Raw genomic sequence first — 21,181 nt, 5'->3', positions numbered from 1 at the left:
ACGCCGCCCGAGTGGGCGGCGTTTTTGGTTAGCGAGGCCGTCGGTCACCTTCCAGAAAATTCACGGTAAACACCGCCTTGCCATGGGTCTCAAACGACCACTTCATCACGTCGCTCAGTGCCACCATCACCTCATCGAACCCGCCAAACACCTGGGTGCTCATTCGGTTGGGGTGAACTTCCAACCCTGTGGCCTCCAGACGTTTGACCACCTCCTTCACCGCCGGCTTGAAGTCATCTGCCAGCGGGTAGTAGCTAAGCTGTACGGAAAGGTACATATCGCCTCCTTACTGATGCTGTTTCCCTAATTGATAGTTGTACGCTGCGGGCGGTGCTGCTGAATCTGCTGCCAGGCGGCCAGAATGGCCATTCGCGTCTCTTCTGGATGTTCCATGGGGAACATATGCGACCCTGGCACCAAGCTTACTGGTAGCCCGTGGCGCTTTAACCGATGCACGCGGGCGGGGGTAAGCAGATCAGACTCCTGCCCTGCCACTAGCTGAATTGGCACGCCCACTCGGCGCGGCAAACGCGACAGGTGATCCGGCAGGTGGCGGAAAATTTCCACCTCAATACGCGGGTCAAAGGTGAGCTCGGCGCTGCCATCATCTAAAAGCCGCGTGCCTGCTTCAATGTAGTCGTTGAGTGCCTCAGGGGTAAAGCGGCGAAAGAGACCGCGACGGCGCAGCGAGTTCGCCATTGCTTCTCGGCTGGGCCACACGCTGCGCCGCCCTTTTGTTTTTCCCGCGGGAGTCACACGATCCATCAGCCCAAACCGCTTGGCCGCCTTCATGGCCCAGGCATCCGGCCCCAGCATCAGCGGTGGATCGAGCATAATCACCCCGCAAAAGCGCTCCGGCTGCTTATCGGCGGCCATGGCCATCAGCGTGCCGCCCAGCGAATGTCCCACGCCTAGCAGCGGCGCGTCGGTATCGGGTAAGTAGCTCAACAGCTCATCCACCAAATTGCCCCAGTTGTGGTTCACCGGATAATCCGGGTGGTGCCCCAGCCGGTCGAGCGGGTGTAAATCAAACGACTCCGCTAGCGGGTCTAACAGGCTGCGGTAGCTCAAGCCGGGAAAGCCGTTGGCATGGGCAAACACTAAGCGGGGGCGTTGGGTGGCATCGGCAGGCATGGCAGGCTCGTGGTTAGGCTAACGGGAAAAAGCGCTATCTATCATACGTCTGTTTTAACGCGAGCGCTGAAACCCGTCAATCCATCCAAGGGTTAACCGGCTAATTAAAACAGCGAGAGCTGCTGGGCAGCGGTCTCTTCCGCCAAGCGGTAGCCCACCCCCAGCAGGCGCACAGGGCGCGCGCCTCTCGCCCACCCCACGTTCAGCAAGGTTTCGAACTGTTCCAGGTTAGGTGCGGGGTCGGCGTGTTCGACGGTGGTTTGGGTGAAGTCGTTGAACTTTACTTTGACCATCACCCCGCGCACGGCGGGGGCTGGGTCTAAGCGAGCGTAGCGGCGCTCTAAATCGCTAATCAGCTCGGGGAGCTGTCGGCGGCAGGCTTCCAAGGTGGGCAGGTCCTGGGAGTAGGTTTGCTCGGTACTAACGGATTTACGCTCGCGGTGGGTTTTGACCGGCCGCTCATCCCGTCCGTGGCTGAGCTCATGGAGCCGATGGCCGAAGCGGCCAAAGCGCTCCACCAGCTCGGTGAGCGGTCGGGCGCGTAGGTCCGCACCGGTATGAATGCCTAGCTCCGCCAGCTTTTCAGCGGTGCGTGGCCCCACCCCGTGAATCTTTTTCACCGGCAGCTGCTGCACGAAGGCGTCGATGTCGTCTGGCGTGATGACACACAGCCCATCGGGCTTGCGCCAGTCGCTGGCGATCTTGGCGAGAAACTTGTTGGGTGCGACGCCCGCCGAGACGGTAATACCGACTTCTTCTTTTACTCGCTGACGGATGGCTTCAGCCATGCGGGTAGCGCTGCCGTGATGAAGCGTAACACCGGAGACATCCAGAAAGGCTTCATCCAGTGAGAGCGGCTCGATCAGCTCGGTAATATCGCGGTAAATAGCAAACACCTGGCGAGCCACGGCTTTGTACTTCGCCATATCACCGCGAATCACCGTGAGATGAGGGCAGCGTTTGAGCGCCTGGGCCATGGGCATGGCGGAGTGGATGCCAAACTTGCGCGCCGGGTAGTTGCAAGTGGCGACCACCCCGCGCTGTTCCACACTGCCGCCAATGGCAATGGGGATATCGGTTAACGTGGGGTTATCGCGCATCTCTACCGCCGCGTAGAAGCAGTCACAGTCGCAGTGGATAATTTTGCGCACAGGTCGACCTTGCCTCCACCCTTACCTGTGAAAAAGCACAGTTTATCACAGAGGACGAAGCATTCACGTACCACAAAAGGTGCGCAATACCTGTTCACTTTCTGTCGCCGGAGCGGCGAGACGGCGCGCTTCTTCGGATTCATCAAAGGGCTGTGTGACCGCCGCGAGCAGCGTGTGGAAAGGCGCGAAATCGCCTTCTACCGCCGAATCGATCACTTCTTGAATGCGGTGGTTGCGGGGGATCACCACGGGGTTGGCGCGGCGCATGGCCTCCAGGCGTTCACTATGCTGGCTCGCTTGCTGGGCGCTTTCCCAGTCGGCCAGCCAAGCAGCGAGGCCATCGGGCTGAGTCGTCAGCGCCAGCAGTGCCTCTTTTTGGGGTTGCCCAGACGTATCCGCGCCAAGCGCTTTGGCACCAAGTACTTTGGCATAGTGCGTCAGTGCATCAAAGGTGGCGGTCATATCCATGCGGCCTTGGTGCATCTGGTTCTCCAGCGCTTCCATGAGCGGCGCAGCGCGGTCGCTTTCTGGGGCAAGGCCCAGCTTGTTGGCGTGCAGGCAGCGCTGCTCGGCGCTAAAGCGCTGGGTAAAGCCGCGAAGCACCTCGGTGGCTTGCTCTACCACGGCATCGCCCTCTTCACGCATCAGCGGCAGCAGGGTTTCGGCAAAACGGGCCAGATTCCACTGGGCAATGCCCGGCTGATTGTTGAAGGCGTAGCGCCCGCCCTGATCAATAGAGCTATACACTTTTTGCGGAACGAACTGCTCCATAAAGGCACAGGGGCCGTAATCAATGGTTTCACCGGCAATGCTGCAGTTGTCGGTGTTCATCACCCCGTGGATAAAACCCAAGCTCATCCATTGCGCCACCAGCGCCGCTTGGCGTGTGGTAACGGCTTCTAACAGCGCGAGGTAAGGGTCGTCGGCGTTGGCCGCCTCTGGGTAGTGGCGAGCAATCACATGGTCGGCCAACGCTTTGAGCGCGTCTTCATCACGGCGAGCGGCGGCAAACTGGAACGTGCCCACACGGATATGGCTACTGGCCACGCGGGTCAGCACGGCCCCCGGCTCGGCCATTTGGCGCACCACGCGCTCGCCCGTAACGACGGCAGCCAAGGCACGAGTGGTAGGCACGCCCACGGCGGCCATAAATTCACTCACCAGATATTCTCGCAGCACCGGGCCAAGGGGTGAGCGGCCATCGCCACCGCGAGAGAACGGCGTGCGGCCGCTGCCTTTTAGCTGCACATCGCGGCGCTGGCCCAGTTGGTCCACCACTTCGCCTAACAGCAGCGCGCGGCCATCGCCTAGCTGTGGCACGAAGTTGCCGAACTGGTGCCCGGCGTAACCCAGTGCTTTAGGTTCGGCCCCTGGCGGCAGCTGGTTACCGCTAAACCACTGGGCCAGCGTGGCGTCGTCGGGCCGCGTTTGCATGCCTAGCTGCGCGGCCAAGGCATCGTTAAACGCGATCAGGCTGGGCTGCGCCACGGGCGTAGGCTGGCAAGCCACCCATAAAGGCTCTGGCAGCGTGGCAAACTGGTATTCAAAGGTCAGCACGGGCAACTCCGCTTTTCAGTTTATCGTCTAGGAATACCCTAGCAGTTTACTCAAGTAATTGGCGATAGCCTGTCGCAGAGAGCCTCTTAACCAACATGAAATTGCTCGCTTTGATAGTAACCCGCCGGTATCCAAAACACGTTAGCCCTTTTTCAGACGCCCAACCGCATATTCCAGCACCGGCGTCAGTGGCGCGCGCCACTGGTGGGTTAAGAACCCATCGGCACGAGTCACACCCAGCGAGAGCGATGCCACGGGCAGCCCCATCGCGTGGGCATCGCGGCAGAAGCGGTAGCCGGAATAGACCATCAACGACGTCCCCACCGTCAGCACCGCATCGGCTTGCTGAAGCGCCGCCTGGGCCGCCAGCCGACGTACAGTAGGCACCACATCGCCGTAATACACCACCTGGGGTTTTAGGATGCCCCGGCAGCGGGGGCAGTCCAGCACTTTAAAAGTGGAGAAATCGGTTTCCAGATCCGCATCACCATCCGGCGCGTGGTGGGCTTCCAGCGCGGCGAAAGCAGGGTTCATACGGGCCATTTCGCTGTGCATGGCGTGACGCATCATTTGATAGCCGCACGCCATACAGGCCACCACGTCCGCCCTGCCGTGAAGATCAATCACCTTTTTCGAGCCCGCCCGCTGGTGCAGTCGGTCAACGTTTTGCGTCACCAGCAGCTCCACATAGCCCATCGCCTCAAGCTCCGCCAGCGCCCGATGCGCCCCACTCACCTGGGCTTCGCGCATGGCTTTAAAGCCCACCAGCGCCCGCGCCCAGTAGCGCTGGCGTACGGCAAAGGAACTCATAAAATCACCGTGCTGCACCGGCGGCGGACGCTTCCACTGCCCATCGGCATCGCGGTAATCGGGAATCCCGCTGTCGGTACTCACCCCCGCCCCGGTAATCACCCAGAGTTTGGGGTGGCGTTGGATAAACGCCGCCAGCGCTTCGCCAGCGACCACGCTGCTTTCGCTACTTTTTGAACTTTCTACGGCCTGCGTCAATGGATCACCCTAGGCAATACTGCGACAAGTCAACGATACTGTATGACAATATAAGCACATGCAATGTGCCCTCGATAGCGGAGTAAGGAGCCTCTCATGCAGTGGGATCACGAGATTATTATTGTCGGTGGCGGCATGGTGGGCGCGGCCCTGGCGGCAAGGCTAGGCCAGGCAGGCATTTCCGTAGGCTTGGTGGAGCGCGGCAGCGCCCCCACGCCCGCCAGCGGCGATTACGACCTGCGTATTTCATCGCTGAACGCCCGCTCGCTCGCCTTTGTAAAAGCCAGCGGTACCATGCTGCCCAATGAGCGCATCTGCCCGTTCCGGCATATCGATGTGGCGAATCAGGATGGCACCGGCCACTCCGTGTTCTCCGCCGAAGAGAGCGGCATGAACGACTTCGGTATCTTTATCGAAAACCGCGCCCTGCAGTATGCCTTGTGGCAGCGCTTGGAGCAGCTGCCCAGCGTGACCTGCTATACTCAGTGCGCCCCGCTGAGCACTATGGCGGCCACCACCGCCCGTATGTTGGAACTGGATAACGGCAAAACCCTGAGCGCCCGGCTGATTGTGGGTGCCGACGGCGCGCACTCTACGCTGCGCGAGCTGGCGGGCATTGGCGTTACCCGCTACGACTACCACCAGCGGGCGATGATTATTAACGTCGAGACCGAGTTACCCCAGCAAGATGTCAGTTGGCAGTGCTTCACCCCTACCGGCCCGATTGCCATGCTGCCGCTACCCGGCCATCGCGCCTCGCTAGTGTGGTACGACAGCGATGAAGCCACCAAAGCCCGCGAACAGCTTTCCGACAACGCGCTCCAGCACGCCATTGAAACCACCTTCCCCCAACGTTTGGGCAAGCTTACCCGCATTGTGGCGCGGGCCAGCTTCCCGATTAAGCGCCAGCACGCCAAGCGCTACATTGGCAAACGCCTAGCGCTGATTGGAGACGCCGCCCACGTGGTACACCCGCTCGCCGGGCAAGGGTTGAACATCGGCCTACACGACGCCGACACCCTAGCCGAGCTGATCATCAAAGGCCGCGACCCCGGCGACCACATCAGCCTGCACCGCTTCGAATGCCAGCGCCGCCTCGCCAACCAAGCGATGATTGCCGCCACCGACAGCTTCCACCACCTATTCACCGGCGCAAAACCGCTGCGCCAACTGGGCGATCTCAGCCTACACTTGGCCGAGCGGGTGCCTTTTGCCAAACGTATGATGATGCAGCAGGCCAATGGGCTAAATCCGTTCAAAATCATCTAACGCTGTCTATGCTGAGGGAGTGGCTGCCATCAGCAGCCCTAAAACAATCACAATAACCCCTCAAAAAAGGAAAGCGTATGCGACGCAAACAACCACACGCGTTTGTCACGGCTGCTACGTTAACCGGCCTAGGCCTGCTGCTGGCCACGCCCTTATGGGCATGGGATGGCGTGGTCGAGAAGCAGACGTTCGAGATGGAGAGCTTTACCACCCAGGGCGGAGAGACAATCCCTAACGTGACAGTAGGCTGGGAAGCCTACGGCGAGCTTAACGAAGCCCGAGATAATGCTATTTTGATTACCCACTTCTTCTCCGGCACCAGCCACGCGGCAGGCCGCTATGGGGCTGATGGTGAACCCACCGGCTACTGGAATGCCATCATCGGCCCCGGCAAATCGCTGGATACCGATGAGTACTACATCATCTCCTCCGATACGCTGGTCAACCTGGGGGCGAATGACCCTAACGTTATTACCACCGGGCCAGCCTCCATCAACCCTGATACCGGCGAGCCCTGGGGCATGGACTTCCCAGTCGTGACTATTCGTGACTTTGTCGAAGTGCAGCGCGCTCTGCTGGAAAGCCAAGGCATTGAATCGCTGCATGCGGTGATGGGCGCTTCTATGGGCGCCCTGCAGGCTATCGAGTGGGCCAGCGCTTACCCTGAACGCGTTGAGCGGTTGATCCCTGTGATTGGCGGCGGTGTGGCCGACCCTTGGCTGCTGGCCACGCTCAGCGCCTGGGCCGCGCCGATTCGCCTGGATGCCAACTGGAACGAAGGCGACTACTACGACGGAGAGCCGCCCACCGAGGGGCTTAAAGAGGCGCTGAAGCTGGTCACACTCAATGCCAACCACTGGCAGTGGGCCAACGAAGCGTTCAACCGTGATTGGGCGGATGACGCTCGCGACCCCGCCCAGGATATCAACGCCCGCTACGCCATCGAGCAAACCCTAGATGACATCGCCGGCGCACGGGCGAAGCTCTCCGATGCCAACCACCTGCTCTACCTAGTGCGCGCCAACCAAACCTTTATGGCAGGCCACGGCGACTCCTTAGAAGCAGGCCTAGCCGCCATCGAAGCCCCCACGCTGATGCTGTATAGCGAGAACGACCTGGTCTTCGCCCCCGAAGGCGTGCGCCGCACCGCCGAGCTGATTGAAGCAGACGGCACCGAGGTAACCTTGGAAACGCTGGAAGGCAACCGAGGCCACCTGGATGGCGTCGTCTCCATCGAGCAAGCCAGCGATACGTTGCGGGAGTTTTTGCAGTAAGGGAGAACGCGCTGGCTTCTTGGGAGCCAGCGCTAGTGAGTACCGCCCACCGTGTCATGGCTCAGAGGTTGATGAGCCGCTTCAGCTTGAAGACGCTCAACCAACCAAACTTTGATAATAGACTGGCGCGTAACACCAATTCTCGCAGCCTCACGGTCTAGTGACTCCACTACCCATGCAGGAAAATCTACGTTAATCCGTTTTTGCTCCTGATTCACACGCCGAGCCGTGGACAAGTCAAGATCGTCGATTATATCATTTTGATTTTCATCGAACTTTTTATCGAATTCTTTAGCTTTCATAGAGTTCTACCTCCTTTTTGCGAGAGCGCCTAACAAAATTAACCGAATACGCCCTTCTCGGTAGGTGACGACCGCCGACCAGTGTTTTTCACTGATCATGCCTATTAGCAAAAATCTTGGTTCGCCCTATGATTTTGCACGAATTTCTAGCAGATATGGATCCTTCCACAGCGCTTGTGCCGCTTCAAAATCAATACCGTGCTTTTCAAGGTTGGTCTGACTTTTATTATCGTCAAATTCAAACTCGCCCATGAGTATAAATTATTTCTTTTTTACTCACTCAACAAGATTTTAAAGCTAGGAATATGTGCAGCATATCTTTATGCCTAACCACGCTCCAACGCCCGCTGCACTGCCTGCTCCGCGTGGATCTCGGTGGTATCGAACAGCGGCACGCTCGTATCGGCTTGCTGAATCAACAGACCAATCTCTGTACAGCCTAAAATCACGCCCTGCGCGCCGCGCTCAGCCAGCGAATCGACGATATTTAGGTAGTCAGCTTTGGCATCTGCTTTTACAACGCCCAAGCACAGCTCTTGGTAAATTACCGAGTGCACACGCTCGCGCTGTGGCTCGGTGGGCACCACCACCTCGATGCCATGGCGCTGAAGGCGCTCGATATAAAATGCCTGCTCCATGGTGAACCGCGTGCCGAGCAGCCCCACGCAGGTAATGCCCTGCTGTTGCAGCACCTGGGCCGTGGCGTCGGCGATATGCAGCAGCGGAATGGAGACCGCCGCTTCCAGCGGCTCAGCCACCTTGTGCATGGTGTTGGTACACAGCACCAGAAAATCGGCCCCTGCCGCCTCGACCGCTTTGCCCGCCGCCGCCAGTATCTCAGCGGTGGCCTGCCAGTTGCCTTGATGCTGTAGCTTCTCTATCTCGGCAAAATCGACGCTGTACAGCACCATCTTAGCCGAATGCAGCCCGCCCAGCGCCGTGCGCACATGCTGGTTGATGAGGCGATAGTAGGTCTGCGTGGATTCCCAGCTCATACCGCCGATTAAGCCGATGGTTTTCATAGAGTCGCGTTCACAAGTTGGTGCTTGGAAAAGGATATGCTGAGAGTGCTACCCCGCCTTCAGGCAGGGCTTCTCACACATTAGCTATTAGCGTTCTCTTCGGCCACTTGGCGCAGCGCATCCACCAGTACCTCGGCGGGCTGAGCACCGGAAATCAGGTAGCGACCATCGAGAATAAATGCGGGTACGGCGTTTACTCCCGCATCCATAAAGCGCTGCTCGGCTTCACGTACTTCCTCCGTGTACTGATCGGAGCGGGCGATGGCCTCGGCGGTGTCGCCGTCCAGCCCAACCTCAATGGCCTTCTCACGCAGCACCGCTGGGTCGGCAGGATTTTTCGCTTCACCGAAGTAGGCCTCAAATAGAGCCAACTGAAGCGCCGTCTCTTGGTGTTGCGTTCCGGCCCACGCCAGCACGCGGTGGGCGGCGAAGGTATTGTTCGCCCGACGTTCCAGGGCACCCCGGAAATTCAGCCCAAGCTCCTCGGCGGCGGCCATAATCTCGCGCTGGGACTGCTCCATACTGGCCGCGTCCTTGCCATACTTGCGGCACAAGTGCTCCAGAATCGGCTCGCCTTCAGGCGGCATATCGCGGTTCAGTTCAAAAGGCTGCCAGACCAGCTCAACGTCGATCTCGCCCTTGAGTGTCTCTAGCGCTTGCTCCAAACGCCGGTAGCCAATGGCGCACCACGGGCAGGCCACATCGGATACTAGGTCGATTCTTACCTTTTGCATGGAAAGTCTCCTTGTTGGGCTCGGTCATCAGGGTGAAATGACGATAAGTCCTGGCTTGTATCATGAACAACACAAATTTCACCAGGGCGGCACCCCCTTCCTGGTGTATAGAAATGAGTTGAGTGCCTTTGTCTTGCACACATCCCGGGTGTATATTTGTACCGCATTCCCGTACTTAAAAGGTGGCCAACATGGACACAATCAGCGTCAATAAGTTTAGAGACAACCTGAAAAGTGTTGTCGAGCAAGTCATCAGCCGTCACGAACCCCTCAAGGTCACTCGGCGCGCTGGCGAAGCTTTTGTAGTGATCAGCGCAGATGATTGGGAACGAGAGCAAGAAACCCTTCACGTACTTCAAAGCAGCGCACTGACGCAGCAAATTGCCAACTCCCTTGAGACACATAAACGCCGTCAGGGCTACCAACCGACCGAAGAGCAAATGAATGAGATCGCTGGTATTTGAAGGGAATACCTGGGAAGCGTATGAAGCCATGCGCGAAAAGGACAAGCGCCTTCACAAAGCACTGTGTAAATTGCTCAAGGAAATGCTGCGCTCTGACGATCCCTCCTCTGGCTTAGGCAAGCCTGAACCGCTCAAACACAACCTCTCGGGCCTCTGGTCCAGGCGCATCTCCCAAAAAGATCGCTTGATTTACAGCTTCGACGATACCTCTATTTATGTCTTCGCTATCGGTGGGCATTACGATCAGCACTGAAAGAAATCAACGCCTTCTAGACGGCAAGAACACACAGCTTCACTCACCCTACTGGTTAGCGGCGAAGCTTCGCCTAAGCACAAAACAATTATTCACTCGCTATCTCAGTAAAGCCCCCGCTTTATCCAAGCTGTATTCGCTAAAATCCCGTGCCATGTAGAGCGCGCCTGAATAGACGCTTTGCGCCTCTTTGCGGATATTCTCAATGGAAGGCGAGGTATGGGAGATAAGCGGATAACGAGGGCTAAAGTGGGTGAGCACCAAGTTGGGCAGCTTGACCCGCTCGGCAAACGCCGCAACCTGCTTGCCGTAACTATGCCCTACCTCACCGGCCTTTTCGGCCATTGCTTCGGTGTAGGTGGCTTCGTGCACCAACACCTGTGCCCCAGCGCACGCCTCCGCCAACAGCTCGGGCTGGTCGTTGTCTCCGGCAATCACCACTTTTCTGGGGGCATGTTTGAACAGCAGATAATTCTGGCTGCGCAGCGGCTTGCCTTCAAACGCCACATCCCTCCCCTGCTTCAACTGCCCCCACACAGGCCCTCTGGGAATGCCTTGCTGGGCCAGTTTATCCACGTCCAGAGCAGCCTCCACATTGCGCTCGGTGAACGCATAGGCATAGCACGGCACCCGATGGGAAAGCGCACACGTCGCCACCGCCATATTCTCGAATTCGACGCAGGGCAGATCATCGGAGCAGATAAACTCAAGGGCGAAAGGCAAGCAGAGCTGCGTGACCGCACACGTGGCTTCCAGCCAGTCTTGAATGCCCTTTGGTGCCACAATGGTCAGTGGTGCCGTGCGCCCGCCCATGGCCGCACTGGCCAGAATGCCCGGCAGCCCGTAGCAGTGGTCGCCGTGTACATGGGTAATCAAGATGGCCTTCAGCGAATGAAACGACAGCTTGGTGTGCAACACCTGATGCTGGGTGCCCTCGCCACAATCGATCAGGTACCAGCCCTTGCCTTTGCTCTCGCGCAGGGCGATGCCAGAGACGTTGCGTTGTTTGGTGGGTACACCGGCGGAAGTGCCTAGGAAGAGTAGGTTCATGGTGTTGCTCAGATCGGTAGCGGTGATGCAGGTTATCACGTGCCAGAGCGGACCAACCTCATCGTTATCGTTCTCACTTGCAGCATACGCTGAGCGTTAGGTTGTGAGGCCATGCAAAGGATCACGCAGGTAATCCACTTGCGGACGAATTGATGCGGTTATTATGGATTCTTAGCTTGCTCTGAAGCATATTGAGCGTAGAGTAAATCAGCAAAATCTGGCCCATCAATATCAGTTCGCTTGTTAGCACCTGGTAAAGAATGGGAAAGCGCAATTGAAGCTACATATTTTTCCTCAATCTCTAAAACGTCCTCGAAGTACTTCCTATTCTGCCCAACAGCCCCTCAAAAAAGCTCACCGCATTGGCTTCCAGCCCTTCCAGGTAGTAGCCGCCCTCTTGCACCACCAACGTGGGTACATTCAGGCCCGCTACCCGGCGGCCAAGTTCCGCAAATCCCGCGGTAGAAACGGCGACCTTGGCTTGGGGGTCGCGCTCGTAAATATCGAAACCCAGTGCCAGAACAATGGCATCCGGCTCGAACAGGCGAATAGCTTGGCAAGCCTCCTCCAAGCGGTCAAAGAACACTGCTTCTTCTGAATCGTGGGGCATCGGTAGGTTGAGGTTGTAGCCCAGCCCCGCGCCTTGCCCACGCTCCTCTTCAAAGCCGGATACTGCCGGGTAGAAGTTGGTGGTATCGCCGTGAATCGAGATATACAGCACATCGTCGCGCTGGTAGAAAATTTCTTGAATGCCTTGGCCGTGGTGCATATCCGGGTCGAGCACGACGATACGCGGGTAGCGCGAGGTGAGATGCTGTGCAGCAATGGCAGCATTGTTGAGAAAGCAGAAGCCACCGGCAGAATCGATGCCCGCGTGATGGCCCGGCGGGCGCGATAACGCGTAGGCAAACCGCTCCCCGGCCAGCAACGCCTCTGCCCCAGCCACGGCACTCTGCGCCGACCAATAAGCCGACTGCCAGGTATGCTGCCCCACCGGTGCACTGCCATCCGCTAAGTAGCGCGCGGCTTCCGCTAATATGCCCCGCAGGGCGTTGGGTGAGCGCACGAAGATATTAGAGATCACCTCCTCCCCCCAGTCTTCGCCCAGGGCATGCCAGCGCCGGTGGGCACTTTCCAGAAACCGTAGATAGGCCAGCGAATGCACCGCCCTTAGCGGCCCCATGCCATGATTAACAGGTGCCTGGAGCTCAAACCCAAGCCTTTTGGCGGCAGCTAGCAGGTGCATAGCACGATCAGGAACTTCCTGAGGCGTGCGCATTTTTCCCCGGGAGAAGTAGGTTTGCGGCTGATGAAGCGCCTGGTCAGCGTGGAAGAACGTCTTCATGGGTATGGTCTCCAGTGTCTCCCACTCCCTTCACCACAAAATCGCGGGCCACCCCGATATGGTAATCAATCGCCTCACGGCAAGCGTCTGGGCGGCCACTGGCGAGCGCATCCAACAGCTTGTAATGGCTGGTCGCGATGGTGTCGGGGGCTTCATGGGTCTTGGTGATAAGTGTGATACACAGGCGCAGCTCGTGGGTCAGGTTGTCGAAGGCGCGCAGCAGCCGCTCGTTGCCCGCGTAGTGCAGCATCAGGCGGTGAAACTGTAAGTCTTCCTCAATGCGGCGCGTGCCATCGTTGCTGGCCGCTGCCTCACACAGTACCTCTACCTGCTGCTTTAGGGCACGCTCAACCCCAGCACTGTAATGCTCGGATAAACGCTGAATCGCGTGCCGTTCCAAACATAAACGCAGGTCAAAGACGTCCTCTAATTCAACGGCATTCAACGCCCGAACGAAAAAACCTCGCCGGGGTTTTGAGATCAGCAAACCTCTGCTTTCCAGCAAGCGCGCCGCCTCACGAACCGGTGCCCGGCTGACTCCTAGCTCACGGGAGAGCTGTACTTCAGAAAGCCGTTCGCCGGGTAAAAAGTGTTGCTGAATAATCGCTTGGGTTAAGTAGTCGGCCACCTGTTCAACGAGATTATGTTGCTGAATAAAGGCGCTTGGCGCCGCTAGCGGTGGGGCCATAATTTACACTCATATTAAGTATTACGTACTTTTAGTATGACGCAAAAACCGTCTTTGTCGACGGCCGATTGACGACTGTCGACAGTTTTTCCAACCACTGCTATGGTCAAAACAGGTCCCCAATAAACATCACAATCGGGCCTGAACCGTCACGCCTCGCTCGCCTAACGACTACGTAAGCCTGTTACGTGCTAATAACTGAGGAGCAGGAAACATGAAGACCCCATTGGCTTTGGCCATTTCCGCTGCAGCACTCGCCGTTTCAACCACCACCCTGGCCGAAGACCCCAAACAGGGCGGTACCATCAACACGATTATTCAGCCAGAGCCACCGGGCCTAGTGCTGGGTATGATTCAGAACGCGCCCACCCGCACCGTAGCGGGCAATATTTATGAGGGCTTACTCCGTTACACCACCGACCTAGAGCCCATGCCGCAATTGGCGGAGTCGTGGGAGGTCAGCGATGATGGTCGCACCTACACCTTCCACCTGAGAGAAAACGTTACCTGGCACGATGGAGAGCCCTTCACCGCTGAAGATGTGGTGTTCTCCGCCGATGTTTTCCACCGTGAGTTGAACCCCAGCGCCCGCGCCGTGCTGCAGCACGTGGAGAGTATCGAAGCCACCGACGATCACACCGTTGTATTTACGCTGAAGCAACCCTTCGGCCCGTTCCTGATCTCCTTCGAAGCAGGCACCTTTACCATGGTGCCTGAACACCTGTACGCAGGTACCGATTTCCGTAATAACGAGCACAACGATCACCCCATCGGCACCGGCCCGTTCAAGTTCTCCAACTGGGAGCGCGGCACGGTGATTGAACTGGTCAAGAACGAAGAGTATTACGAAGAGGGCCTGCCCTACCTGGATGGCGTTAATTGGCACATCATTCCTGACGGTGCTTCCCGTGCGGTGGCGTTTGAGAACGAGACCATTGACGTACTGCCCAGCGGCACTGTCGAGAACTTCGACATTCCTCGCCTAGCCGAGATGGATAACGTCTGCATGACCGAAGAGGGCCACGAATATTTCAGCCCCTTTGCCATGCTGTGGATGAACAACCGCGAAGGTCCCACCGCTGACAAGCGCTTCCGTCAAGCAGTGATGTACGCCATGGATCGCGAGTTCGCCAAAGATGTTCTGTGGAACGGTCTGGGCAATGTGCCGCTCTCCGCCTTTGGCTCCAATGCACGCTTCCAGAATGATGACCTAGAACCCTACGACTACAATCCAGACCGCGCCCGCGAGCTGCTGGATGAAATGGGCTACGACGGTGAAGAGATCACGATTCTGCCGCTGCCCTACGGCGAAACCTGGACCCGCTGGGCCGAAGCCGTGCAGCAGAACTTGCGCGAAGTAGGCATCAATGTCGAGACACAGGCCACCGACGTGGGCGGCTGGAACCAGCGCCTGGGCGATTGGGATTACGACCTGGCATTTACCTACCTCTACCAGTACGGCGACCCAGCGCTGGGTATTTCACGCACCTACCTTTCCGACAACATTGCCAAAGGCTCGCCTTGGAATAACGTAGAGGGCTACGAAAACGAGCGTGTCGACGAACTCTTCAACGAGGCCGCCACGGCATTCCCCGACGAAGAGCGCGAAAAACTTTACCGCGAAGTACAGGAAATCCTCCATGAAGACGTGCCCGTTGGCTGGCTGATGGAGCTGGGCTTCCCGACTCTTTACCGCTGTGATGTGAAAAACCTAGTCACCTCCGGCGTGGGTGTTAACGACGGCTTTAAAGATGCTTGGCTAGATCGCTAAACCCAAGCCACCCAGGTAGCGCCTGCTACCTGGGTTTTCCAGCCACGCCTTGAAGGTATTCGTCAGGAAACGACTTATGGTTTACGCGCGCCTCATCCTAATGCGGCTTCTCAAGGCCGTGATTGTGTTGTTTTTAATCGTTATTTTTAACTTCCTGCTGATTCAGCTGGCCCCCGGCGACCCGGCCGCCATTCTGGCCGGCGAAGCAGGTGCTGCTGACCAGGAGTTTCTCGATCAGTTGCGCGAGCGCTTTGGGCTCGACCAACCGATGTATGTACAGCTGTGGCATTACGTGTCGGGTATCGCCATGCTCGATTTCGGCTACTCCTACCGACTGGGCGTGCCGGTGTTTGATCTGATTATGGATCGCCTGCCCGCCACCCTGTTGCTGACTGGCACCGCCTTTGTGCTTTCGCTGGTACTGGGCATTGTGGCGGGTTCCATGGCCGCCGCGCGGGTCAAGAAGCCCTCTGGCTCACTGATCATGGCACTGGCGCTGGTGTTCTACGCCACGCCGTTGTTCTGGGTCGCACTGATGTCGGTGGTGGTATTTTCCGTTTACCTGGGCTGGCTACCCGCCTATGGGCTTTACACCGTGGGGGCGGGCCATACGGGGTTGGCGCTGGTGCTCGATGTGGCCAAGCACTTGGTATTGCCCGCCACCACGCTGGCGCTGTTCTTTATGGCGATTTACACCCGCATGACGCGCACGTCGATGTTGGATGCCGCTCAGCAGGATTACGTCAAAACCGCCCGCGCCAAAGGCTTGAAGCCCAGCATTATTCAGCGCCGCCATGTGTTGCGTAACGCGCTGCTGCCGATCATCACATTAGCAGGCCTGCAGGCGGGGCAGATGGTCGGCGGGGCGATCCTGACCGAAACTGTATTTGCCTGGCCCGGCATTGGGCGGCTGATGTTCGAAGCGCTGCAGCAGCGTGACTACAACCTACTGCTGGGCATTTTCTTCTTCTCGGCGGCGTTGGTGATTGTCTTCAACATCATTACCGATTTGGTGTACAGCCTGGCTGATCCACGCATCAAGAAGGGGGCCTCATGAGCTTTTTCGCACGCTTCGCGCAAAACCGTGGCGCCCTCATCGGGCTGATCATCCTGCTGCTGATTATCGCCATGGCCATACTGGCGCCGTTGCTGTTTCCTGAATCCCCCTGGCGTATGGTGCAGCGGCCCTTCTTGCCGCCGCTCTCGCAAGATGGCTTTCCCCTGGGCACCGACACCATGGGCCGCAACGTGGCCTCAGGCTTAATGCACGGTGCCTGGGTATCGCTGCTGATTGGGCTGGTATCCACCAGCGTGGCGCTGCTGATTGGTGTGCCGCTTGGTGCTATTGCCGGTTACTACGGCGGCTTGATTGACGACATCTTGATGCGCTTTACCGAGTTCTTCCAGACCATTCCCAACTTCGCGCTGGCGATTGTACTGGTGGCGATTATGCAGCCCAGCATCACCTCCATCGTGCTGGCGATCGCGATTGTCAGTTGGCCGCCGGTGGCCCGCTTAGTGCGCGCCGAGTTTATGTCGCTGCGCAACCGCGAGTATGTCGAAGCCGCGCGCTTGGTCGGTCAGTCCAACACCACGATTATCCTGCGCCAAATTCTGCCCAATACGCTGTCGCCCATTATCGTGCTGGCCTCGTTGATGGTCGCTACCGCTATTTTGTTGGAGTCCGCGCTGTCGTTTCTCGGCTTGGGCGACCCGAACGTGATGTCTTGGGGCTATATGATCGGCGCGGCGCGTACGGTGATTCGCCAGGCGTGGTGGCTGAGCTTCTTCCCAGGGGTAGCAATTCTGCTCACCGTACTGGCATTAAACCTGGTGGGTGAAGGGTTAGACGACGCACTGAACCCCAAACTATCACGCGAGCGCTAGGCGTTTGTTATGGCTGGAGTGCCTGTTATGAATGAAGCATCGACAGAAACCGTCCTCAGCATTCGCGACCTCAATATTGCGCTCCCCAAAGGGGCGGATCGTGCCCTAGCAGTGGAGGACGTGAGCTACGAGGTGAAGCGCGGCGAAATCATGTGCGTGGTGGGCGAGTCCGGCTCCGGTAAATCGATGGCCGCCAATGCCGTAATGGGGCTACTGCCCAAAGGCGTACACGCCACCCAGGGCGAGATACTCTTTGAAGGGCAGGATCTACTTGCCCTGTCGGAAAAGCAGCACCGCGCCCTGCGCGGGCTAAAAATTGGCATGATCTTCCAGGAGCCAATGACCGCCCTTAACCCGCTGATGCGGGTAGGCGCGCAAATTGCCGAGGTGTTCGAGGCTCACGGCCAGTTCACCCCCAAAGAGCGCCAGGCCCGCGCGCTGGAGCTGTTGATCGAAGTGGGCATTCCACAGCCAGAGAAAGCCATTCGCGCCTACCCGTTTGAGCTTTCCGGCGGCCAGCGCCAGCGGGTCATGATCGCCATGGCGCTGGCGTTGGAGCCCGTTTTGCTGATTGCCGATGAGCCCACTACGGCGCTAGATGTCACTACCCAGGCGCAGATTCTGGAACTGATCCGCGACTTGCAGCAGCGGCGCGGTATGGCCGTGATGTTTATCACCCATGACTTTGGCGTAGTGGCCGAAATCGCCAACCGTGTCTGTGTCATGCGCCACGGCAAGATTGTTGAACTAGGCGACGCCAAACCGGTACTCGAAACCCCTCAGGACGCCTATACCCAAGCACTAATCGCAGCCATTCCCAGCAACGCAGTACCTCCCCACCGAGAAACCAGTCAGGTCGCTCCACTGCTAGAGATCAAGCAGCTGAGCAAAGTGTTTCGTTCTCGGGGCGGTTGGCTCAAGCCTTCCCGTGAAGTGCATGCCCTTGATGATGTTTCGCTCACTCTGGCCCGGGGCGAAACGGTAGGTATTGTCGGTGAGTCCGGCTCTGGAAAATCCACTCTCGGGCGCTGCGTGGTGCGTTTAGAGCACCCCGATAGCGGCGAGCTGCTGCTCGATGGGGTAAATCTCTCCCAGCTCAAAGGCGATGCGCTACGCCGGGAACGCCACCGAGTGCAGATGATCTTCCAAGATCCTTACGCTTCGCTCAACCCACGCACCAAAGTAGGCATGGCCATAGCCCAGGGGCCGATTGCCAACGGCACGCCCAAAGCTGCAGCGCTCAAGCAGGCGGGCGAGCTGCTCGACATGGTGGGCTTGGGCGCCAGCGCCGTGGAGCGCTTTCCTCACGAATTTTCTGGCGGTCAGCGTCAGCGCATCGGCATTGCCAGGGCGTTAGCGCTTAACCCCGAACTGATCGTCGCAGACGAAGCCGTCTCGGCGTTGGATGTGTCGATTCAGGCCCAGGTGCTGGAGCTACTGGAGGAGTTAAAGCAGCGCCTTTCACTCTCGCTGCTATTCATTACCCATGACTTGCGTGTCGCCGCGCATATCTGCGACCGCATAGTGGTCATGCAGCACGGTCGCATTGTTGAGCAAGGCAGCGCTGAGCAGATTTTCCTCGCTCCACAAGAGGCTTACACCCAGGATCTGCTCAAGGCCATTCCCGGCCGCGAAGCCCCCGTAGCGGCGACAGCGTAATTTATCGAATGGGCAAGACAAAATGAGAAAGACAAGCTAAGGAAAATACATGCAAATAACCCTGGAGGCGCTGCGCGCTATTGTTGGCCCGGCCCATGTATTGACTGGCGACGATGTGCACAGCCGTCGCGTGGATTGGATGACGGGAACTCCTTGTCAAGCAGGCGCGATCGTTCGCCCAGCGGATACCGAGCAACTTTCCAAAGTGATGCGCGCCTGCTATGAGTTGCAGCAGCCGGTGGTGACCCACGGCGGATTAACCGGGCTAGTGCACGGCGCAGAGGCTAGCCCGGATGAGCTGGTGATCTCGCTGGAGCGTATGAGCGCGATTGAAGAGATTGATCAAGTGAGCGGCACCCTCACCGTGCAGGCAGGGGCACCGCTGCAACGGGTTCAGGATGCCGCCAGAGAGGTGGGCCTACAGTTCCCGCTAGATTTGGGCGCGCGGGGCAGCTGCACGATTGGTGGCAATATCGCCACCAACGCTGGCGGCGTTAGGGTGATTCGCTACGGCATGATGCGTCAGCAGGTGCTTGGCCTGGAAGCGGTAATGGCCGACGGCCGCGTGGTCAGCTCCATGAATCGCATGCTGAAAAACAACGCCGGATTCGATTTGAAGCAGCTGTTTATCGGCAGCGAAGGTACCCTGGGCATTGTGACCCGCGCGGTGCTACGCCTGCAGCCACCTACCCCCAGCGAACAAACGGCGCTGGTGGCCTGCCCTTCGTTTGAGGCTTTAACCGGGCTACTCAGCCAGATGGGCAAAGCACTGGGAGGAAGCCTTGGCGCCTTCGAGGTCATGTGGCAAAACCACTACCGACTGCTCACCGAAACGCTGGGCCGCCACAACCCGCCGATTGCTACCGAGCACCCTTTCTATGTCATTATCGAATCTTTGGGCAGTGATGCCGAACGCAATGCTACCCAATTTCGTGAAGCGCTAGAGAGCGCCTTAGCGCAGGAACTCATTGTCGATGCGGTGATTGCACAATCCAGTACCCAGCGCGATGGTTTATGGGCCATTCGTGAGGATATTGAGGGGCTCATCCAAGGGCTGGCGCCGTTATTCACCTTCGATGTTAGCCTGCCGATTGCTGAAATGCAGCGCTACACCGATGAGCTGGAGGCCCAGCTGACCCAGCGCTGGCCCGATGCGCGGCTGGTCGTGTTTGGCCACCTAGGCGATGGCAACCTGCATATTTCCGTCAGCGCCGGGAGTGCCGAGGTGTCGGTACGTCGCGAGGTGGAAGCCATGGTCTATCAACCGCTGGCAACGTTAGGCGGCTCGATCTCGGCCGAACACGGTATTGGCTTGGAGAAGCGACCCTGGCTAAGCACCTGCCGTTCAGCGGCTGAAATGGAATTGATGCAGACATTAAAGCACGCGCTGGACCCGCACCGGCTGCTGAATCGCGGTAAAATCTTACGCTAAACACTTCTTATATTTAGGATTTGGCCATGTCCTCTCATAAAACGCCCCGCTACCCTGACCACCTCACTGGTGAAGGGCCCGTGAACCCTTTCCCTGGCATTAAAGTGTTGGAGCGTCGGTTAGGCCGGGAAATTCCCCATCGACTAGGCTCTAACGAGGGGCTGGATATGCCCCACCGTGCCCTGCGGGAACACTTTGGCGATGCGGTGGCGCAGCACGTTTACTGCTATGGCGATGCCGAGGCACTGGGGGTACGCCAACGCTTGAGCGCGCAACAGAACATTCCTCTTGAGCATCTGCTGGTGGATGCTGGTGCCGACAGCCTGATCGCCCTGGCACTACGCACTACCTGCACGGCGGGAGACGCTGTAGTAAGTACCGCAGGTACCTATCCCACTTTCGGTTACTTCGCTTTGGGCCAGGGCTGCCGATTGATTGAGCCAAGCTACCATGAAGCACCCGGTGTACTCGCCCCTGACTTAGAAGCGCTAGCAGCAGCAGCCCATCAAGAAGAGGCGCGGTTGGTGTACTTAGCGAACCCAGATAACCCCAGCGGCCACCTGCATAGCGACAACGCGATTCTCAAGCTGCGAGAAGCGCTGCCCGACGAGTGCTGGCTGCTGCTGGATGAAGCCTACGGGGATTTTCGTGATGACGCGGGCAGCGAGTTCCTTGGCCAAGCGCTTCCGGGAGTGATTCGCCTACGCACGCTCTCCAAAGCTCACGGCCTCGCCGGAATGCGTATTGGCTACGCCATTGCCGAACCTGATGTGCTGGCAATGATGATGAAGGTGCGTATTCACTACGCGGTGTCGTCATTCACCCAGGCCGCTGCTGAAGTCGTGCTGGATCACCCCGAGGAAGTACACCAGCACATCGAGGCGGTCAAAGCCCGTCGCGAGCAGTTGGCGCTGCACTTTATCGGCCTGGGTGCCGACGTGCTGCCCAGCGCGACGAACTTTATCGGCATTCGACTTCCCAGCGCGGAATTGGCCGCTGCGGTACACCAGGAGCTACTGGCCGAGGGCGTATTGGTGGCCCGCCTTGCGCACCCTGAACTGGCCAACGTGATCCGTATTACGGCAGTGGAAGAAGCGCTGACCCCAGGCAGATTAGCCGCACTGGAAAAAGCGCTTCAGCAGCACGGGTAGTCACGCTTGCCCCGGTGCTATTCCAAGGCT

General features: G+C 58.3%; 22 protein-coding genes. 10 read left to right on the top strand and 12 right to left on the bottom strand.

What is annotated here, in order from left to right; genetic code table 11:
• Positions 1-28: 28 nt before the first annotated feature.
• From LG300_RS02610 to LG300_RS02590, 5 genes are all read right to left on the bottom strand, one after another.
• Positions 29-277 carry a YkoF family thiamine/hydroxymethylpyrimidine-binding protein gene (locus LG300_RS02610; RefSeq protein WP_404376872.1) on the bottom strand — a complete coding sequence of 83 codons (249 nt, stop codon included), beginning with the start codon at positions 275-277 and terminating at the stop codon, positions 29-31.
• A 26-nt stretch (positions 278-303) separates the two neighbouring features.
• Entirely contained in the window at positions 304-1,134 is an 831-nt protein-coding gene (locus LG300_RS02605; protein ID WP_404376871.1) for an alpha/beta fold hydrolase, read from the bottom strand.
• 104 nt (positions 1,135-1,238) lie between these two features.
• Positions 1,239-2,285, bottom strand: a complete 1,047-nt coding sequence (gene dinB / locus LG300_RS02600; protein WP_404376870.1) for a DNA polymerase IV — start codon at positions 2,283-2,285, stop codon at positions 1,239-1,241.
• A 63-nt stretch (positions 2,286-2,348) separates the two neighbouring features.
• Positions 2,349-3,842, bottom strand: a complete 1,494-nt coding sequence (locus LG300_RS02595) for a YdiU family protein (RefSeq protein WP_404376869.1) — start codon at positions 3,840-3,842, stop codon at positions 2,349-2,351.
• A 141-nt stretch (positions 3,843-3,983) separates the two neighbouring features.
• On the bottom strand, positions 3,984-4,850 hold the full coding sequence (locus tag LG300_RS02590) for an NAD-dependent protein deacetylase (RefSeq protein WP_404376868.1): 867 nt from the start codon (positions 4,848-4,850) through the stop codon (positions 3,984-3,986).
• A gap of 96 nt (positions 4,851-4,946) precedes the next feature.
• Between LG300_RS02590 and LG300_RS02585 the strand changes: the two genes are divergently transcribed.
• Positions 4,947-6,119, top strand: a complete 1,173-nt coding sequence (locus LG300_RS02585; RefSeq protein ID WP_404376867.1) for a UbiH/UbiF/VisC/COQ6 family ubiquinone biosynthesis hydroxylase — start codon at positions 4,947-4,949, stop codon at positions 6,117-6,119.
• Between the two features lie 77 nt (positions 6,120-6,196).
• Positions 6,197-7,393, top strand: a complete 1,197-nt coding sequence (locus LG300_RS02580) for a homoserine O-acetyltransferase (protein WP_404376866.1) — start codon at positions 6,197-6,199, stop codon at positions 7,391-7,393.
• Positions 7,394-7,425: 32 nt separating this feature from the next.
• Here the strand turns inward: LG300_RS02580 and brnA are convergent, their stop codons facing one another.
• The 4 genes from brnA to LG300_RS02560 form a co-directional block, all read right to left on the bottom strand.
• Positions 7,426-7,695 (bottom strand): type II toxin-antitoxin system BrnA family antitoxin, encoded by a 270-nt coding sequence (brnA, locus tag LG300_RS02575; protein ID WP_399846518.1) that lies wholly within the window; start codon positions 7,693-7,695, stop codon positions 7,426-7,428.
• A 126-nt stretch (positions 7,696-7,821) separates the two neighbouring features.
• Positions 7,822-7,947 carry a BrnT family toxin gene (locus tag LG300_RS02570; protein ID WP_404376865.1) on the bottom strand — a complete coding sequence of 42 codons (126 nt, stop codon included), beginning with the start codon at positions 7,945-7,947 and terminating at the stop codon, positions 7,822-7,824.
• A gap of 74 nt (positions 7,948-8,021) precedes the next feature.
• Positions 8,022-8,717: an aspartate/glutamate racemase family protein gene (locus LG300_RS02565; protein ID WP_404376864.1), complete on the bottom strand. Its 696-nt coding sequence runs from the start codon at positions 8,715-8,717 to the stop codon at positions 8,022-8,024.
• A gap of 80 nt (positions 8,718-8,797) precedes the next feature.
• The gene (locus tag LG300_RS02560; protein WP_404376863.1) at positions 8,798-9,451 is read right to left on the bottom strand and encodes a DsbA family oxidoreductase; all 654 of its coding nucleotides are present in this window, start codon (positions 9,449-9,451) and stop codon (positions 8,798-8,800) included.
• 191 nt (positions 9,452-9,642) lie between these two features.
• Between LG300_RS02560 and LG300_RS02555 the strand changes: the two genes are divergently transcribed.
• Together LG300_RS02555 and LG300_RS02550 are read left to right on the top strand one after the other, a co-directional pair.
• The gene (locus LG300_RS02555; RefSeq protein ID WP_404376862.1) at positions 9,643-9,915 is read left to right on the top strand and encodes a type II toxin-antitoxin system Phd/YefM family antitoxin; all 273 of its coding nucleotides are present in this window, start codon (positions 9,643-9,645) and stop codon (positions 9,913-9,915) included.
• Complete coding sequence (locus tag LG300_RS02550; RefSeq protein WP_404376861.1) at positions 9,896-10,168, top strand: Txe/YoeB family addiction module toxin; 273 nt, start codon at positions 9,896-9,898, stop codon at positions 10,166-10,168. The genes LG300_RS02555 and LG300_RS02550 overlap by 20 nt, the downstream gene beginning before the upstream one ends.
• Positions 10,169-10,267: 99 nt before the next feature.
• Here LG300_RS02550 and LG300_RS02545 read toward each other — a convergent pair whose 3' ends face one another.
• The 3 genes from LG300_RS02545 to LG300_RS02535 all read right to left on the bottom strand — a co-directional run bounded on the left by LG300_RS02545 (position 10,268) and on the right by LG300_RS02535 (position 13,251).
• Positions 10,268-11,218, bottom strand: a complete 951-nt coding sequence (locus LG300_RS02545; RefSeq protein WP_404376860.1) for a ribonuclease Z — start codon at positions 11,216-11,218, stop codon at positions 10,268-10,270.
• A 301-nt stretch (positions 11,219-11,519) separates the two neighbouring features.
• Complete coding sequence (locus LG300_RS02540) at positions 11,520-12,563, bottom strand: histone deacetylase family protein (protein WP_404376859.1); 1,044 nt, start codon at positions 12,561-12,563, stop codon at positions 11,520-11,522.
• Positions 12,541-13,251 carry a GntR family transcriptional regulator gene (locus tag LG300_RS02535; RefSeq protein ID WP_404376857.1) on the bottom strand — a complete coding sequence of 237 codons (711 nt, stop codon included), beginning with the start codon at positions 13,249-13,251 and terminating at the stop codon, positions 12,541-12,543. Before LG300_RS02535 ends, LG300_RS02540 begins: the two co-directional genes overlap by 23 nt.
• A gap of 214 nt (positions 13,252-13,465) precedes the next feature.
• Here LG300_RS02535 and LG300_RS02530 point away from each other — a divergent pair, with 214 nt between their 5' ends.
• The 6 genes from LG300_RS02530 to LG300_RS02505 all read left to right on the top strand — a co-directional run bounded on the left by LG300_RS02530 (position 13,466) and on the right by LG300_RS02505 (position 21,151).
• Positions 13,466-15,022: an ABC transporter substrate-binding protein gene (locus LG300_RS02530; RefSeq protein ID WP_404376856.1), complete on the top strand. Its 1,557-nt coding sequence runs from the start codon at positions 13,466-13,468 to the stop codon at positions 15,020-15,022.
• 76 nt (positions 15,023-15,098) lie between these two features.
• Positions 15,099-16,079 carry an ABC transporter permease gene (locus LG300_RS02525; protein ID WP_404376855.1) on the top strand — a complete coding sequence of 327 codons (981 nt, stop codon included), beginning with the start codon at positions 15,099-15,101 and terminating at the stop codon, positions 16,077-16,079.
• Positions 16,076-16,909 carry an ABC transporter permease gene (locus LG300_RS02520; RefSeq protein ID WP_404376854.1) on the top strand — a complete coding sequence of 278 codons (834 nt, stop codon included), beginning with the start codon at positions 16,076-16,078 and terminating at the stop codon, positions 16,907-16,909. Before LG300_RS02525 ends, LG300_RS02520 begins: the two co-directional genes overlap by 4 nt.
• A 27-nt stretch (positions 16,910-16,936) precedes the next feature.
• Positions 16,937-18,568, top strand: a complete 1,632-nt coding sequence (locus LG300_RS02515; RefSeq protein WP_404376852.1) for an ABC transporter ATP-binding protein — start codon at positions 16,937-16,939, stop codon at positions 18,566-18,568.
• A gap of 49 nt (positions 18,569-18,617) precedes the next feature.
• Entirely contained in the window at positions 18,618-20,000 is a 1,383-nt protein-coding gene (locus LG300_RS02510) for an FAD-binding oxidoreductase (protein ID WP_404376851.1), read from the top strand.
• A gap of 26 nt (positions 20,001-20,026) precedes the next feature.
• On the top strand, positions 20,027-21,151 hold the full coding sequence (locus LG300_RS02505; protein ID WP_404376850.1) for a pyridoxal phosphate-dependent aminotransferase: 1,125 nt from the start codon (positions 20,027-20,029) through the stop codon (positions 21,149-21,151).
• Positions 21,152-21,181: the final 30 nt, after the last annotated feature.

The organism is Vreelandella aquamarina, assembly GCF_044805175.1.
Classification (GTDB): domain Bacteria; phylum Pseudomonadota; class Gammaproteobacteria; order Pseudomonadales; family Halomonadaceae; genus Vreelandella; species Vreelandella aquamarina_B.
The sequence above is the reverse complement of the archived record's forward strand: the minus strand, read 5'-3'. Positions and strand labels throughout refer to the sequence as shown.

What these genes read in the sequence shown, in the direction of transcription:
- LG300_RS02585 (WP_404376867.1), top strand. Translation starts at nt 4,947, where the DNA reads ATGCAGTGGGATCACGAGATTATTATTGTCGGTGGCGGCATGGTGGGC.
- LG300_RS02560 (WP_404376863.1), bottom strand. Translation starts at nt 9,451, where the DNA reads ATGCAAAAGGTAAGAATCGACCTAGTATCCGATGTGGCCTGCCCGTGG.
- LG300_RS02535 (WP_404376857.1), bottom strand. Translation starts at nt 13,251, where the DNA reads ATGGCCCCACCGCTAGCGGCGCCAAGCGCCTTTATTCAGCAACATAAT.
- LG300_RS02525 (WP_404376855.1), top strand. Translation starts at nt 15,099, where the DNA reads ATGGTTTACGCGCGCCTCATCCTAATGCGGCTTCTCAAGGCCGTGATT.
- LG300_RS02520 (WP_404376854.1), top strand. Translation starts at nt 16,076, where the DNA reads ATGAGCTTTTTCGCACGCTTCGCGCAAAACCGTGGCGCCCTCATCGGG.
- LG300_RS02570 (WP_404376865.1), bottom strand. Translation starts at nt 7,947, where the DNA reads ATGGGCGAGTTTGAATTTGACGATAATAAAAGTCAGACCAACCTTGAA.
- LG300_RS02530 (WP_404376856.1), top strand. Translation starts at nt 13,466, where the DNA reads ATGAAGACCCCATTGGCTTTGGCCATTTCCGCTGCAGCACTCGCCGTT.
- LG300_RS02540 (WP_404376859.1), bottom strand. Translation starts at nt 12,563, where the DNA reads ATGAAGACGTTCTTCCACGCTGACCAGGCGCTTCATCAGCCGCAAACC.
- LG300_RS02555 (WP_404376862.1), top strand. Translation starts at nt 9,643, where the DNA reads ATGGACACAATCAGCGTCAATAAGTTTAGAGACAACCTGAAAAGTGTT.
- LG300_RS02610 (WP_404376872.1), bottom strand. Translation starts at nt 277, where the DNA reads ATGTACCTTTCCGTACAGCTTAGCTACTACCCGCTGGCAGATGACTTC.
- LG300_RS02515 (WP_404376852.1), top strand. Translation starts at nt 16,937, where the DNA reads ATGAATGAAGCATCGACAGAAACCGTCCTCAGCATTCGCGACCTCAAT.
- LG300_RS02545 (WP_404376860.1), bottom strand. Translation starts at nt 11,218, where the DNA reads ATGAACCTACTCTTCCTAGGCACTTCCGCCGGTGTACCCACCAAACAA.
- brnA (WP_399846518.1), bottom strand. Translation starts at nt 7,695, where the DNA reads ATGAAAGCTAAAGAATTCGATAAAAAGTTCGATGAAAATCAAAATGAT.
- LG300_RS02550 (WP_404376861.1), top strand. Translation starts at nt 9,896, where the DNA reads ATGAGATCGCTGGTATTTGAAGGGAATACCTGGGAAGCGTATGAAGCC.
- LG300_RS02580 (WP_404376866.1), top strand. Translation starts at nt 6,197, where the DNA reads ATGCGACGCAAACAACCACACGCGTTTGTCACGGCTGCTACGTTAACC.
- LG300_RS02510 (WP_404376851.1), top strand. Translation starts at nt 18,618, where the DNA reads ATGCAAATAACCCTGGAGGCGCTGCGCGCTATTGTTGGCCCGGCCCAT.
- LG300_RS02505 (WP_404376850.1), top strand. Translation starts at nt 20,027, where the DNA reads ATGTCCTCTCATAAAACGCCCCGCTACCCTGACCACCTCACTGGTGAA.
- LG300_RS02565 (WP_404376864.1), bottom strand. Translation starts at nt 8,717, where the DNA reads ATGAAAACCATCGGCTTAATCGGCGGTATGAGCTGGGAATCCACGCAG.
- LG300_RS02605 (WP_404376871.1), bottom strand. Translation starts at nt 1,134, where the DNA reads ATGCCTGCCGATGCCACCCAACGCCCCCGCTTAGTGTTTGCCCATGCC.